Below are 967 nucleotides of genomic sequence, written 5' to 3'. Positions count from 1 at the left end.
GAATTTCATCCACCCTCTACACTAAAATAAAATTTCTGTAAACAACATGAAAAGGAGCTGTACCTTCAAGTAGATTTTCTACTTTTGGGACAGCCCCAAGATTGAAGACAGCATTAATTTTGATTTTATCTATGATCTTGTTGAAGATTATTATTGCCTTGATAATGGACGTCCAAGTGTTGATCCGGTAGTTTTAATCAAAATGGCGTTGATTCAATATTTGTTTGGTATTCGATCCATGAGGCAAACCATTAAGGAGATTGAAACCAATGTGGCTTATCGTTGGTTTCTTGGTTATGGACTTACAGAAAAAATTCCTCATTTTTCAACGTTCGGAAAGAATTATGTCCGTCGTTTCAAAGACACGGATTTATTTGAAGTGATTTTTTATCGTATTTTGCAAGTAGCTATTGATCATGGTTTTGTCAATCCAGAGGTCATCTTTATTGATTCCACACATGTTAAAGCAAATGCAAATAAAAAGAAATATGTTAAGAAGTTGGTTCGGGCACAGACCCGAACCTACCAAGAGCAACTTCAAGATGAAATTAATCAAGACCGACTGGCTAACGGAAAAAAGGCATTGGCTCCCAAGACTGACGTTGAAGTCAAAGAGGTGAAGGAAAACACAACTGATCCGGATAGCGGATACTTTGTTAAAAATGAACGAGAACGAATTTTTGCTTATTCCTTTCATACTGGCTGTGATCGGAATGGATTTGTCTTGGGAGCGATCGTTGAGCCAAGCAATATTCACGATAGCCAAGTCTTTCCCTCTCTTTATGAACAGATCAAAATGACGGTTTCTCCACCAACAGCCGTTGCTGTTGATGCGGGTTATAAAACTCCGTACATCAGCAAAGTCTTGCTTGATGATGGGGTCCGGCCGGTTATGCCTTATAAAAGACCCCAAACGAAAAAAGGATTTTTTCGAAAACATGAATATGTTTATGATGAATACTATGAT

At 37.8% G+C, this 967-nt stretch carries 1 pseudogene; it reads left to right on the top strand.

Annotated features, from left to right (window positions below):
* Positions 1-97 precede the first annotated feature (97 nt).
* Positions 98-967, top strand: a pseudogene (locus I8U27_RS20345) (IS1182 family transposase); the annotation flags it as partial.

The organism is Paenactinomyces guangxiensis (assembly GCF_016055185.1).
GTDB lineage: Bacteria > Bacillota > Bacilli > Thermoactinomycetales > Thermoactinomycetaceae > Paenactinomyces > Paenactinomyces guangxiensis.
This window is presented reverse-complemented; position numbering and strand designations above follow the sequence as displayed.